Origin of the sequence: Haloparvum alkalitolerans, from assembly GCF_050122995.1 — an archaeon.
In the GTDB taxonomy this organism is placed as follows: domain Archaea; phylum Halobacteriota; class Halobacteria; order Halobacteriales; family Haloferacaceae; genus Haloparvum; species Haloparvum alkalitolerans.
Map to the genome: position 1 here is coordinate 127,777 of NZ_JBNLIA010000013.1, position 11,241 is coordinate 139,017.

Below are 11,241 nucleotides of genomic sequence, written 5' to 3' on the forward strand. Positions count from 1 at the left end.
AAAGGGTGTCGCCATGCCCTCCCGCGGTCGGGGCGACTCTCGGGGCGGCTCTCGGGGCGGACCCAAGCGCGTCGGGCTACTCGAACTCGGGGTCGCGCTTGTCGAGGAACGCGTCCATCCCCTCGCGCTGGTCGCGGGTGCCGAACAGCCCCGCCCACGTCCGGCGCTCGAACGCGAGCCCCGCCTCGCGGGATCCCTCGTAGCCGGCGTTGATCGACTCCTTGGCGGCCGCGAGCGCGTGGCGCGGGCCGGCGGCGAGCTCCCCCGCGAGCTCCGCGACGCGGTCCTCGAGCTGGTCGTGCGCGACGACCTCGCCGACGAGCCCCATCTCGTGGGCGTCGGTCGCGTCGACGCGGTCGCCGAAGAAGATCAGCCGGCGCGCGGTCTCGTCGCCCACCAGTCGGGGGAGTCGCTGCGTGCCGCCCCAGCCGGGGACGATACCGAGTTCCACCTCCGTCTGTCCGAGCGTGGCGCGCTCGGAGGCGACGCGCAGGTCGCAGGCGATGGCGAGTTCACAGCCGCCGCCGAAGGCGTAGCCGTTGATCGCGGCGATGGTCGGCGCGGGGAACTCCGCGAGCCCGCTGGCGATCCGATGACCGAGCTCCGCGTACGCCTGCGCCTCCGGCGTCGAGAGGTCCCGCATGTAGGAGATGTCCGCGCCCGCGACGAACGCCTTCTCGCCCGCGCCGGTCAGGACCAGCGCGCGGGCCTCCGCCTCCCGCGCCTCCGCGAGCGCGTCCTCCAGCGCCTCCAGGGTGGGGACGTTCAACGCGTTGAGGCTCTCCGGGCGGTCGACCGTCACCGTGGCGACCCCCGCGTCGTCGATCTCCAGCGTCACCGTGTCTGCGGCCATGCCCGACCCGTGGGCGGGAGGGGTGAAAACCGTTCCCCGGACCGTCCCGGCCGGTCCCAGAACGCGCCCGACCGCTCGCGCCGCGGTTCCGGAACGTCCATTTGTGGCGGCCGCGAACCGCTTCGCAAGATGGGACTGAGCGACGAGGAGTTGGACCGGCTCGCGGACGTGGTCCGGCTCCAGCCGACGAAAAACGCCGAGCTACAGGAGGCGTGGGGGATGGAGAGCGGCAGCGAGGTCCACGGCTACCTCGAAAGCCACCTCACGGACTACTACTTCCGCGACGACGACAGCCTGATCCGCGCCACGAGCGAGGCGGCCGACCTCGTCGACGTGGAACCGGGCGTGGAGTCCGACGCCGACGCCGAACCCGGCGGCGTCCCGGACACGATACGCGTGCCCGAACTGCAGGCGCGGGTGTTCGAGGTCGTCGCCGGCCCCGAGGAGCGCTCGCAGTCCGTCGTCTCGGTACTCAACGACCTCCGCGAGACGTTCGGCATCGACCCCGACGTGGACGACGTCCGCCGCGCGCTCCGCAGTCTGGAGCGCAAGAACGTCGTCGAAGTGGTCTACCGCACCGTCCCGACCTTCCGACTCGCGGTCGAGCGCGACGCCGTGACCGTCGAGGTCGCCGAGTAGCCCCGACGCTCCCCCGTTCTCCCGCTCAGTTTCACCGTTCCCGCCGACGGACAGGCCTAAGCCGCCCGCGGGCGTACGCGCTCCCGTGCAGATCGTCGGGTACGACGCGGGCGACGCCGGCCTCCTGTTGAGCCGCGGCGACGCGGACGACGCGAACGGCGCGAGCGCGGCCGGCGGCGACGCGACCCGCGACGGCGACGTGACGTATCTCGACCTGACGCCGGGCACCGAACTTGACTACGCGCTCGGCGAGCGGCGCTGTGCCGGCACGGTCCACGAGGGGACCCACGTCCCCTGCGACGCGCCCGAGGCGCCCTACTGCGACGCCCACTCGCACGTCTGGGTCTGCGCGCGGTGTACCGGGACGTGTCTGAAAGACGAGATGGACTGCTACGAGGACCACGCCGTCTACCTGGCGGCGTTCGCCCCCGACCGCTTCAAGGTCGGCGTCACGCGCCTGTGGCGGCTCGAAACTCGGCTCCGCGAGCAGGGCGCCGACCGCGCGGCTCACGTCAGGACCGTCGAGAACGGACGGGTCGCCCGCGAGATCGAGGCCGGGCTCGCGGAGGGGTCGGACCTCGTCGACCGCGTGCGGATCCCCACGAAGCGTGCCGGCCTCGCTGCCGACGTGGACGACGGCGCGTGGGCGAGCCTGCTCGACCGGTTCGACGTGACGGAGCGGTTCGACTTCGACTACGGCCTCGACCTCGCGGAGCGCCCGATGGCCGAGACGATGGCGGCGGGGACCGTGGTCGGAACGAAGGGCCGCCTGCTCGTCCTCGAGCGCGGCGGGTCGACGTACGCGGTCGACATGCGCGACCTGGTCGGCTACGAGGTGGCCGAGGGGCGGGCCGACCGGGACCTCCAGTCGAGCCTCGGCGCGTTCGGCGAGTGAGGGAGTGCCGACGCTCGCGGTGAGAAGCCGGAACGGTCGATCCGCGGTGAGAAGCCGGAACGGTCACTCCCGGTGAGAGAGGCCGGAGCAGCCGCTCCGCGGTGAGAGACGAGACGGAAGCAGCGTCGACGCGCCGGGCGTTACTCCTCTTCCTCTTCTTCCGGCTCGCGGTCGCGGCCGCGTCCCCAGACCGCGTCCGCAGAGGTGTCGTTCGGTGCCGTGTGGGAGACGTCCTTCATCGTTCGTCGGTCGGAGTCGGTCATCGTGACACCGAGTAACGCGGTTCGGTATAAATGTGCTTCGGCGAATATGGTTATAACCATTATTAGCATACTTATGCCCTTATATAGAACGCCGACACGGCGCACGCGCCGCCGGACGGCCCGGAGCGCTGGGGTCGCTACGGCGGGCGCTCGATCTCGAACCGGTCGTCGGTGCCCGCGTACCAGTTCCCGGCAAGGCGGCCGACCGCGTCCAGTTTCTCCGTGTCGAGTTTCCCTTCGGTCGTGACGGCCTCGTCAACGTGCGCGTAGACGACCTCGCCGAGGACCATGGTGGATCCCCCGACTTCGATCGCGTCGGACAGTTCGCACTCGAAGCTCACCTTCGCCTCGGCGACGCGCGGCGCGTCGACGCGCTCGGCCTCGACGGGCGTCACGCCCGCGTGCTCGAACTCGCTCTCGTCCGGCGGGAGCGTCGCGCTGGACGCGTTCATCGACTCCACCAGGTCCGCGGTGACGACGTTGACGACGAACGCCTCCGTCTCCAGGGCGTTCGCGAGCGTGTCCTTCGGCGCGGTCGTCGTCGCGACCGGCGCGAACATCAGGACCGGCGGGTCGACCGCGACCACGTTGAAGAAGCTGTACGGCGCGAGGTTCTCGCCGGCCGGGCCGCGCGAGGAAACCCAGGCGATGGGCCGGGGGACCACGGCGCCCGACAGCAGCCGGTACGGGGAGCCGAACGCGTCCGGCTCGCCCCCGCGGACGCGGCGGTCGCTCCGCTCCGCGTCCTCGGACCCGCCCTCCGGGACAGGGTCCGTCATTCGTCGCCGTCCGCGAACGGGTCGATCTCGGCGCTGCCCGGCTCCGCCTCGTCGACGCCGAACCCCGGCCCCTCGGTGGCGAGCTCGAAGACGAGCCCGTCCGGGTCGCTGAAGTAGACGCTCTTGAAGTAGGTCCGGTCCTTCACCTGCGAGACGCGGACGCCCTGCTCCTTGAGGTGCTCGCGCCACTCCGCCAGCGTCTCCTCGTCCTCGACGCCGAACGCGAAGTGGTGGCTCGCGCCCGGTCCGGGCGCGCCCCGGGAGTCCGGATACTCGAAGTAGGTGACGGTGGCGCCGGGCTCGCCCGCGGGCGTGGGCGAGAAGTAGTAGTGTTTCGTCCCGGGGTCGTCGTAGTTCTGCGTGCGCTTGACGGTGTGCCAGCCGAGGGCGTCCTCGTAGAAGGCGACCGTCTCGTCCATGTCGGTACAGATGTTCGTCACGTGGTGCAAGCCGGTGGTGGGTGGCGCGTCGGTCATGAGTATGAGTGAGTCCGAATGAGTGGGGCAGTCAGTTAGCTATGCGGGCCGGAGGAGCAGTCGAACGACGCGGCGTCCTCAGAAGAGGCCGATGCCGACCGCGTAGGGCCAGGAGGCCCCGCCGACGGCCAGCAGCGCGAGCGCGGCGCCCGCACCGTAGACGTTCTTCAGGAACGAGGTCATCTCGTTCTGCTGTTCCTCGGGGTCGTCGACGGTCCAGAAGTCGTGCATCGTCACCGCGGAGACGATCAGGAAGACGGCGAGGCCGCCAGCCGCGATCACGGGGAACGCACCGAGGGCGACCCCGAGTCCGCCGAGCACGAGGACCGCGCCGGAGGCGATCACCGAGAAGCTCGGCGCCGGGAGGCCCTTGAACTCCGCGTAGCCGGCCATCTGCTCGAGGTTCATGAAGTGGTTCAGGCCCATGAACGCCAGCACCCCGCCGAACAGGAGCCGGCCGAGCAGGAAGATCTCGCCCGCGAGGGCGGTGTCGAACTGAAGCGGTAGCGTCGCGATTTCAGGTATCATCGTGTAACCACGTGTATGAACCGAACCCTTATAGGGGTTCCCGGACAACCGTCTCACCAGGTAACACCGATGTCATCGCCAGAATCTCTCACGGCCGGCCCCGAGGCGGCGGACGCGGAACGCGGCGACGCGCCGGCCCCGGTGGAGGGGACGGACCCGGGCGCCTGTCCGATCGTCGACTCCATCGAGCAGATCGGGTCCAAGTGGCGGCTCGTTGTCCTCCACGAGCTGCAGGACGGCGAGCGCCGGTTCAACGAGCTCAAGCGCGCGACGGACGCCAACTCGCGCACGCTCTCGCGGGTCCTCGACGACCTCCAGGAACTCGGCTTCGTCGCGCGCCGACTGGAGGAGGACGCCCCGGTCGCGACCTACTACAGCCTCACCGACAAGGGGGAGTCCCTCTCCGAGGTGTTCTCGGAGATCGAGTCGTGGGCCTTCGAGTGGCTCGCCGAGTGTGACGCCTGACGCCGGCCGTGGGGGCGAACCGGCCGTAGCAGCGACGACGCCACCAGCCCTGCCGCCCTCGTTCCCATGTACGCCGGCCTGACTCGGACCCCCTGTTGTCTCTGCGGCCGCGAGGAGGTCTCCTCCCGGATCGAGGTCCCGCCGCGGGCGCTCGGACTGATGGAGAACGGCGACCCCATCTCGTGGCGCGACGTGGTCGGCACGGTGTCGCTGGGCTTTTGCGAGAGCGACTGGGCGCTCGTCCGGGACCTCGTGTGCGACCTCGACACGCACCCGCTCTCCAGGTGCAACGCCGCGCACGTTTCGCTGGACCTCCGCGCGGACCACGAGGCGCTGTTCACCGCGGCGAAGGAAGCGACCGACCAGACCGAACTGGAGGCGCGGCGCGTCGAACGCGCCCGCCGGACGCTCGCGGCCGCCGAGGACGGAGGGAGCGTCGCCGGGACGGACGACCCCGAAGAGCGCGCGGTCGTCGAGGCCCTCGTCACCCTCCGCGCGCTCGCGGAACTCGGCGTGCTCGACGACGCCGCCGACGGTTAGTGGCGGCGGCGGTTACGACGCCGGGGGCGTGAGTCGGCGCTCGACCGACCATCAGCCCTCGAACTCGTCCTCGGTCACACGCACGACGACCGTCTCGCCGTCGTCCCCGCGCTCGTGGGTCGGGGTCTCGCCCTGCTCGCGCACCGCGAAGACTGGGTCGACGAGTCGATCGTCCTCGTCGACGGCGTAGATCTTCAGCCGCTGATCCGTCTCCGCGGGGCGGACCGTTCCGTCCCGAATCCGGGTCGCGAGGTCACGCGAGAGCCACTCCTCGCGCGACACGGAGGGTTCCCTGACGAGCGCCTCGTCGACGAAGCGAACGCAGTACCAGTTGAGGTCGTTCAGCAGCGACACCGCCGCGCCCAGGCTCACCGTCTCCACGGCGAGGCTGTTGGCGAACGGCTCCGCGATGTCGTAAGTCGCGAGCGCGTCGCGTGCGGTCTCGCGGGACAACAGTTCGTACTGGAGGGTCACCTCCGGGTCGCCCACGAGACACACCGTCGTCATACCCGGATCGACCCGCCCGCCGGCCAAATCGGTTGTGGTCCGCGGCGGGGAGCGTGTCCTCGCCGGTCGCCGATCAGAAGGTCGAAACGTCGCCCTCGATGACGCGGCGCGTCACCTCGGTCACGTCGGCGAGTTCACGGTCGACGATGGCGGCGACGTCCGCCTCGATGTCCGAGAGCTCGACGCCGTCCTCGGTGACGACCTGCGCGTCCGCGACGTGCGGCTCGTCGATGGGGCGGCCGATCTGCGAGAGCAGGCGGACCTGCAGGTCACGGATGCCGTCGACCTCGTCGGTGACGGACTCGGCGATCTCCGTCGACAGCAGGTTGTAGATCTTCCCGATGTGGTTGACGGGGTTCTTGCCCGAAGTCGCCTCCATCGACATGGGGCGGTTCGGCGTGATGAGACCGTTCGCGCGGTTGCCGCGGCCGACCGAGCCGTCGTCGCCCTGCTCCGCGGAGGTGCCGGTGACCGTAAGGTAGATCGAGCCGTCCTCGTAATCGTCGGCCGTGTTGACGTCGACGTTCACCTCGCGGTCGGTGTGGTCCTCCGCGAGGTCGAGGACGAACTCGCGCACGTCCGCGACCGCGTCGTCGTAGTCGTCGAGGTCGTCGACGTACGCGTCGACCATCGCGGCCGCGACCGTGATGTCGATGCGGTCGCCCTCGCGTTTGCCCATGATCTTCACGTCCGGGCCGAGTTCGGGGTGGTCCTCGTAGTAGGTCGTGTTGAGTTCGCGCTCGGCCTCGTGGACGATGCGCTCGGTCTCGGTGAGCGGGGCGTGGCCGACGCCGAAGGAGGTGTCGTTGGCCATCGGGACCTGCTGTTCGTCCTCGCCGAACACGTCCTGCAGGTCGCCCGACCCCTCGCCGAGCTTCACGTCGACGATCACGTCGGTACCGTACTCCAACTCGGGGACCGTCTCGGCGAGGTACTCGCGGGCGGCCGCGAGCGCGGTGGAGTCGACCGGGAGGTGCTGCCCCTCGTACTCCTTCGTCGCGCGGCCGACGATCAGGATGTAGATGGGCTCGACGACCTCGCCGCCGCCGAAGGCGGGCGCGGCCGAGCCCGCAGCGAGTTGCGTCTCGTCGGTGTTGTAGTGGAGGACCTTGCCGACGCGGTCGAGGTAGAGCTGCGAGAGGGCGCGCGAGACGGACTCCGCGATGCCGTCGCTGATGGAGTCGGGATGGCCGACCCCCTTGCGCTCCACGATCTCCACGTCCTGGTCCTCGACCGCCTGTCGGTCGAGGCGGCTTACCTGAATGTTGCGGCTCATTGCCCCCGGCTACCCGGTCGGTCGCAGTATAACTTGCGGAAACAGTCCGGCTGCGTCTGATGCTCTCGGGTTATGGTCTGGCAACGATTGCCCCGGTTTCTGACGACAGCCGTCACGACCTCACGCCTTCTTCCGGGTCACTCTCCCGCGAGAAGCATTCCGAGGTAGGAGGTCCTGATCCCGTCGTCGGGGTCGAGACCGAGGTCACGCAGTGCGGCCGCGGCTCGGTCGCGGGCCGCGGGAACCTCCGCCTCGGTGGCGACGGCCGTCTCCACCTCGACGTACTCGCCCACCTCGTCGACCGCGTCCAACGTGACCGTGAGCCCCTCGAACGCGTAGAAGGTCCGTTCCTTGCGAACCGTGGCGGCCGGCTCGTAGCCCAGACCCTCCAGAACGCCCGCCATCGCCGACCCGTCAGCCACCGCCGTCTCGTGTTCCTCCCGGCTCTTGGAGTCGTCGTCCACCAGCGGCCCCTTGTAGGTGACCTTCGTCGTCGGCGCCGAACCGTCCTCGGAACCGCCTTCACCGTCGAGCGGCGTCTCCTCCCGGAGCCGGAGCGCCTCGTCGGTCTCGGCGAAGTCGCGGTCGGGGGCGTCGTAGTAGGTGTCGACCTGTTCGAGCGCCGTCTCCCGCTGGGCGCCCGCGGCCTCTAACCGCTCACGGACAGCGTCGAGGTCGGCGGGAACCTTCAACTCGACTTCGTACATGTCCGTGGGAGCGCCCGGCAGAGACAAAAGAACCCCGGGACCGGCCGGTAGACCCGCAGCGCCCCATCGTTCAGAAAACGACCCCGGACGGTGCTGTGCGGGCGGTGCCGTGCAAGGAGTTTCCAGCGGAGGCGGTGCCGTGCAAGGTGGTTCCAGCGGGGACGGTGCCGTGCGGGCCGATGCCGTGCGGCGCAGTTGCGGTATCCCGCGGCACCGTGCGATATCGGAACGGTCGCGAGGCCGTCCGGACTCGGGTTTTTCAACCTCCGCCCCGAAGACGCACGTATGCCGACGTACCGCCGCCGGACGCGGGTCGCGGCGCCGTTCGAAGAGGTCTGGGAGTTCCACGCCACGACGGCGGGCCTCGAGCGGCTCACACCCGACTGGATGCACCTCCGTATCGAGGAGGTCCGTGGCCCCGACGGCGAGCAGGAACCGGATGAGCTGGCGACGGGCACGCGGATCCGGATGTCGGTCGGCCCCCTCGGCGTCGTCCCCCGCCAGCGCTGGGTCTCCGTGATCACCGACCGCCGACGATCCGAGGACGACGCCGTCTTCGTCGACGAGATGCGAGAGGGCCCGTTCCGCAAGTGGGAGCACACGCACGCGTTCCTCGCCGACGGCGACGAGACGGTCCTCATCGACACCGTCCGCTACCGGCTCCCGTTCGGCGCCGTCGGAGACGCCCTCGGTCCCCTCGCGAAGGTCGGGTTCGAGGGCATGTTCCGCGACAGGCATCGCCGCACACGCGCGGCGTTGGAAGGCCACGACGTGCCCGTGTCCGAATCCCGCTGACCCGGGCGCCCGACGGACGGTGCTGCCCGCCGACGTGTCGGCCCCTCGGGACGGCCCCGCGGCGAGTCAGGGTCGCCCCTGCGCGGTGAGGAGGATACCGACGAGCACGACCGTGCCGCCGGCGACCGTATACCCAGTCGGCACCTCGGCCAGTATCACCAGCGCCAGCAGCGTGGCACCGACCGGCTCACCCAGCATCGACACCGAAACGACGCTCGACTCGAGGTGACCCAGCGCCCAGTTGATGACCGTGTGCCCGAACAGGCCCGGGCCGAGCGCCAACCCCGCGAAGATCGCCCATTCGTCCATCGGATACCCCGTCAGCGAGTGACCGCCCGCGAGAACGACCCCGAGCAACGCGACCGAGCAGACGGCGTACACGACGACGACGTACGGGACCAGGGACACGCGTGCCCGAAGCGACCGCCCGGCGAGGACGTACCCGGCTGCGGTTACCGCTCCGAGAAGCGCGAGCGCGTTGCCGTACAGCGGGGCCGCACCCACGAGGACGCCGCCGAGAAAGTCGCCGAGCGACATCACCACCACGCCACAGACCGCGACCGCGATCCCGACGGTCATGCGGCGCGTCACCGTCTCCTGGAGGAATAGCCACGCCCCCGCCGCCACGAACACGGGTTGTGCCTGGACGATCGTCACGCTCGCGGCGACGCTCGTCCACGAGAGGCTCTCGAACCACGCCGCGAAGTGGATAGCGAGCGCGACTCCGGAGAGGACCGCAAATCCGAGGTCTCGGGGGGTTAGCCGTCGGAAGTCCTCCCGATACCGCCACAGCGCAACCGGCAACAGCGGGAGGGTCGTGAAGAGCACGCGGTAGAAGGCGGCGACGGAACTCGGCGCCTCGCTAAGCCGCACGAGGATCGCTCCGGTGCTGATAGCGAGCACGGCGGCGCCCACTCCGACCATCGGCGCGACAGCAGGGTCCTCCGCTTCGTGGGCGCTCACGGCCGCGCTTTCCGACGGAACGGGCTTACCCCTTTCGGACGTTCATCCGGGCGGGGAGTCGGCGGATCGGACGCGCTGCAACCCGCGGCTTGCAGCCGGTGCACCTTTGCCCTCACCACCCTCGAGATCGACCATGGCAGACACGTTCGGTGTCGGCATCCAGCTCACGGAGACGGAGTTCCGCGTGGTGGTACACGTCCCCTCGGACATCGACTCGGGGTGGACCGACCCCGAAGCGTTCCAGCAGCTCGTCGCCGAAGCGGTCTGGGACCGACTCGAGAAGGAACCGGTGCTCCGAACCGTCGCCGAAACCGCCGAGTCGGGGGAAACCGTGTCGCTCGGGACGGTGACGCTCGACCCCGACGGAAGCGTCGTCGCAAGCGACCTGTCACCGCCCGAACCGCCCGACGCGGAGTGAGTCGTCGACGGAAGTCGCTCAGCCGTTCGCGTCCAGCGCCTCACCTGCCTCGAGGAGCCGCCTCGCGTCATAGGCGGTGAGGTCGTACCGCGTCGGCCCGACGGTGTCGGACCACACGTCGATGATTCCCAGATCGACGAACGCCTTGAGCGTCGCCCCGAGGGTCCGCGGCGTCGTCGCCGGATCGGCGAGACGGCGATGGATCTGCTTCGCCTTCGGATAGTTCCGCTCGCACCGTTCGATGCCCCGTCTCGCCTCTCGCCAGTGCCGACGCGCGTATCCGAAGTTCGTCGGGTCGGATCGTCGCAACCGTTCGACTGCTCCGCCGACATCACCCTCCGAAGGACCGACAACCTCGTCCGCGAGGCCCTCGATCCGCTCGAACGTCGCTCGGTCGACCGCGTCGGCATCGATCCCGCAGACGACGACTCCGGACGAAGGCAGATCGTCCCGAAGTCGCTCCAGAGCAGCGACGGTCTCCTCGCACCCCGCGTCAGCGATCAACTCGCCGAGGGCATCCAGATACACCACGACCGTATCCGAATCGGACGCACCCAGGCTCGCAGCGACGGTGTCGGCGAACCCCTCGGCGTCGACCGGCCGTTCGAGGGTCCGCAGCGCGAGATCGCGCTCCGGAAGCACCTGCGCGGGCGAGTCCACGCCGGAGGACGCCGTGGCTCCCCGAGACAATGTTCCGACGTTACACAACAGCTCGCGCCGCGGTGCCGACCCGGTCTCCGTGCGCCACATGCGTCGCCACTCCGTTGGCGTACCGTCGTACAGGAGAGTGACGAGATCGACCGGGCCGCAATCATTCGGGACGGATGCGAGAGCACGGTCGGACCGCGCCGAGAGAACGATCCGTTGTTCGTCCCGGCCGCGGTCCCCCATTTACTCATTATCCGCGTGGAGAATTGATAAAAACACCGGTCAAAAAGCGATTTTAGCCGCTGTGCCGCGAGTATCCCGTCGTTTCGTGGACTCCACACGACTCCGGCCGCCCACTCTCGGGCCGGCTGCACGGCGCGGCCGCTATCCAACGCACCTCGCCTCACAGAACCACCTTACAACACGACTTCTACAGCACTGCCGCTCGCCACTGAATGTATCCGCGTATGAATGTGCGTATGAATGGGC

The 11,241-nt window shown here is 69.6% G+C and carries 16 protein-coding genes; 6 read left to right on the top strand and 10 right to left on the bottom strand.

Annotated features, from left to right (window positions below; all coding sequences use genetic code 11):
- Nucleotides 1-76 precede the first annotated feature (76 nt).
- Entirely contained in the window at nucleotides 77-853 is a 777-nt protein-coding gene (locus ACQE3L_RS12840) for an enoyl-CoA hydratase/isomerase family protein (RefSeq protein ID WP_426964258.1), read from the bottom strand.
- A gap of 129 nt (nucleotides 854-982) precedes the next feature.
- Here ACQE3L_RS12840 and ACQE3L_RS12845 point away from each other — a divergent pair, with 129 nt between their 5' ends.
- Nucleotides 983-1,492, top strand: a complete 510-nt coding sequence (locus ACQE3L_RS12845) for a DUF5797 family protein (protein ID WP_426964259.1) — start codon at nucleotides 983-985, stop codon at nucleotides 1,490-1,492.
- An 85-nt stretch (nucleotides 1,493-1,577) separates the two neighbouring features.
- Nucleotides 1,578-2,387, top strand: a complete 810-nt coding sequence (locus ACQE3L_RS12850) for a DUF2797 domain-containing protein (RefSeq protein ID WP_426964260.1) — start codon at nucleotides 1,578-1,580, stop codon at nucleotides 2,385-2,387.
- A gap of 140 nt (nucleotides 2,388-2,527) precedes the next feature.
- On the opposite strand, the gene ACQE3L_RS12855 is transcribed toward ACQE3L_RS12850, so the two are convergent.
- The 4 genes from ACQE3L_RS12855 to ACQE3L_RS12870 all read right to left on the bottom strand — a co-directional run bounded on the left by ACQE3L_RS12855 (nucleotide 2,528) and on the right by ACQE3L_RS12870 (nucleotide 4,433).
- Nucleotides 2,528-2,650 (bottom strand): DUF7989 family protein, encoded by a 123-nt coding sequence (locus ACQE3L_RS12855; protein WP_281176555.1) that lies wholly within the window; start codon nucleotides 2,648-2,650, stop codon nucleotides 2,528-2,530.
- Between the two features lie 137 nt (nucleotides 2,651-2,787).
- Nucleotides 2,788-3,429 (bottom strand): flavin reductase family protein, encoded by a 642-nt coding sequence (locus ACQE3L_RS12860; protein ID WP_426964261.1) that lies wholly within the window; start codon nucleotides 3,427-3,429, stop codon nucleotides 2,788-2,790.
- The gene (locus ACQE3L_RS12865; protein ID WP_426964262.1) at nucleotides 3,426-3,905 is read right to left on the bottom strand and encodes a VOC family protein; all 480 of its coding nucleotides are present in this window, start codon (nucleotides 3,903-3,905) and stop codon (nucleotides 3,426-3,428) included. The genes ACQE3L_RS12860 and ACQE3L_RS12865 overlap by 4 nt, the downstream gene beginning before the upstream one ends.
- Nucleotides 3,906-3,983: 78 nt before the next feature.
- Nucleotides 3,984-4,433 carry a DoxX family protein gene (locus ACQE3L_RS12870; protein ID WP_426964264.1) on the bottom strand — a complete coding sequence of 150 codons (450 nt, stop codon included), beginning with the start codon at nucleotides 4,431-4,433 and terminating at the stop codon, nucleotides 3,984-3,986.
- Nucleotides 4,434-4,502: 69 nt separating this feature from the next.
- Here ACQE3L_RS12870 and ACQE3L_RS12875 point away from each other — a divergent pair, with 69 nt between their 5' ends.
- A complete protein-coding gene (locus ACQE3L_RS12875; RefSeq protein WP_426964265.1) occupies nucleotides 4,503-4,898 on the top strand; it encodes a winged helix-turn-helix transcriptional regulator in 396 nt (131 codons plus the stop codon).
- Nucleotides 4,899-4,964: 66 nt separating this feature from the next.
- Nucleotides 4,965-5,438: a DUF7960 family protein gene (locus ACQE3L_RS12880; protein ID WP_426964267.1), complete on the top strand. Its 474-nt coding sequence runs from the start codon at nucleotides 4,965-4,967 to the stop codon at nucleotides 5,436-5,438.
- A 51-nt stretch (nucleotides 5,439-5,489) separates the two neighbouring features.
- Here the strand turns inward: ACQE3L_RS12880 and ACQE3L_RS12885 are convergent, their stop codons facing one another.
- From ACQE3L_RS12885 to cyaB, 3 genes are all read right to left on the bottom strand, one after another.
- Nucleotides 5,490-5,945 carry a DUF5804 family protein gene (locus ACQE3L_RS12885; protein ID WP_426964268.1) on the bottom strand — a complete coding sequence of 152 codons (456 nt, stop codon included), beginning with the start codon at nucleotides 5,943-5,945 and terminating at the stop codon, nucleotides 5,490-5,492.
- 73 nt (nucleotides 5,946-6,018) lie between these two features.
- Nucleotides 6,019-7,221: a methionine adenosyltransferase gene (locus tag ACQE3L_RS12890; RefSeq protein ID WP_058366666.1), complete on the bottom strand. Its 1,203-nt coding sequence runs from the start codon at nucleotides 7,219-7,221 to the stop codon at nucleotides 6,019-6,021.
- Nucleotides 7,222-7,358: 137 nt separating this feature from the next.
- Complete coding sequence (cyaB, locus tag ACQE3L_RS12895; RefSeq protein ID WP_426964270.1) at nucleotides 7,359-7,928, bottom strand: class IV adenylate cyclase; 570 nt, start codon at nucleotides 7,926-7,928, stop codon at nucleotides 7,359-7,361.
- 285 nt (nucleotides 7,929-8,213) lie between these two features.
- On the opposite strand from cyaB, the gene ACQE3L_RS12900 reads away from it, so the two are divergent.
- Nucleotides 8,214-8,723 (top strand): SRPBCC family protein, encoded by a 510-nt coding sequence (locus ACQE3L_RS12900; protein WP_426964272.1) that lies wholly within the window; start codon nucleotides 8,214-8,216, stop codon nucleotides 8,721-8,723.
- A 66-nt stretch (nucleotides 8,724-8,789) separates the two neighbouring features.
- On the opposite strand, the gene ACQE3L_RS12905 is transcribed toward ACQE3L_RS12900, so the two are convergent.
- The gene (locus ACQE3L_RS12905) at nucleotides 8,790-9,647 is read right to left on the bottom strand and encodes a DMT family transporter (protein WP_426964281.1); all 858 of its coding nucleotides are present in this window, start codon (nucleotides 9,645-9,647) and stop codon (nucleotides 8,790-8,792) included.
- A gap of 172 nt (nucleotides 9,648-9,819) precedes the next feature.
- Between ACQE3L_RS12905 and ACQE3L_RS12910 the strand changes: the two genes are divergently transcribed.
- Nucleotides 9,820-10,104: a DUF8124 family protein gene (locus ACQE3L_RS12910; protein WP_426964274.1), complete on the top strand. Its 285-nt coding sequence runs from the start codon at nucleotides 9,820-9,822 to the stop codon at nucleotides 10,102-10,104.
- An 18-nt stretch (nucleotides 10,105-10,122) separates the two neighbouring features.
- Here ACQE3L_RS12910 and ACQE3L_RS12915 read toward each other — a convergent pair whose 3' ends face one another.
- On the bottom strand, nucleotides 10,123-10,764 hold the full coding sequence (locus ACQE3L_RS12915) for a hypothetical protein (protein WP_426964275.1): 642 nt from the start codon (nucleotides 10,762-10,764) through the stop codon (nucleotides 10,123-10,125).
- Nucleotides 10,765-11,241: the final 477 nt, after the last annotated feature.

What these genes read in the sequence shown, in the direction of transcription:
- ACQE3L_RS12870 (WP_426964264.1), bottom strand. Translation starts at nt 4,433, where the DNA reads ATGATACCTGAAATCGCGACGCTACCGCTTCAGTTCGACACCGCCCTC.
- ACQE3L_RS12910 (WP_426964274.1), top strand. Translation starts at nt 9,820, where the DNA reads ATGGCAGACACGTTCGGTGTCGGCATCCAGCTCACGGAGACGGAGTTC.
- ACQE3L_RS12890 (WP_058366666.1), bottom strand. Translation starts at nt 7,221, where the DNA reads ATGAGCCGCAACATTCAGGTAAGCCGCCTCGACCGACAGGCGGTCGAG.
- ACQE3L_RS12900 (WP_426964272.1), top strand. Translation starts at nt 8,214, where the DNA reads ATGCCGACGTACCGCCGCCGGACGCGGGTCGCGGCGCCGTTCGAAGAG.
- ACQE3L_RS12855 (WP_281176555.1), bottom strand. Translation starts at nt 2,650, where the DNA reads ATGACCGACTCCGACCGACGAACGATGAAGGACGTCTCCCACACGGCA.
- ACQE3L_RS12840 (WP_426964258.1), bottom strand. Translation starts at nt 853, where the DNA reads ATGGCCGCAGACACGGTGACGCTGGAGATCGACGACGCGGGGGTCGCC.
- ACQE3L_RS12885 (WP_426964268.1), bottom strand. Translation starts at nt 5,945, where the DNA reads ATGACGACGGTGTGTCTCGTGGGCGACCCGGAGGTGACCCTCCAGTAC.
- ACQE3L_RS12860 (WP_426964261.1), bottom strand. Translation starts at nt 3,429, where the DNA reads ATGACGGACCCTGTCCCGGAGGGCGGGTCCGAGGACGCGGAGCGGAGC.
- ACQE3L_RS12880 (WP_426964267.1), top strand. Translation starts at nt 4,965, where the DNA reads ATGTACGCCGGCCTGACTCGGACCCCCTGTTGTCTCTGCGGCCGCGAG.
- ACQE3L_RS12905 (WP_426964281.1), bottom strand. Translation starts at nt 9,647, where the DNA reads ATGGTCGGAGTGGGCGCCGCCGTGCTCGCTATCAGCACCGGAGCGATC.
- ACQE3L_RS12865 (WP_426964262.1), bottom strand. Translation starts at nt 3,905, where the DNA reads ATGACCGACGCGCCACCCACCACCGGCTTGCACCACGTGACGAACATC.
- cyaB (WP_426964270.1), bottom strand. Translation starts at nt 7,928, where the DNA reads ATGTACGAAGTCGAGTTGAAGGTTCCCGCCGACCTCGACGCTGTCCGT.
- ACQE3L_RS12845 (WP_426964259.1), top strand. Translation starts at nt 983, where the DNA reads ATGGGACTGAGCGACGAGGAGTTGGACCGGCTCGCGGACGTGGTCCGG.
- ACQE3L_RS12875 (WP_426964265.1), top strand. Translation starts at nt 4,503, where the DNA reads ATGTCATCGCCAGAATCTCTCACGGCCGGCCCCGAGGCGGCGGACGCG.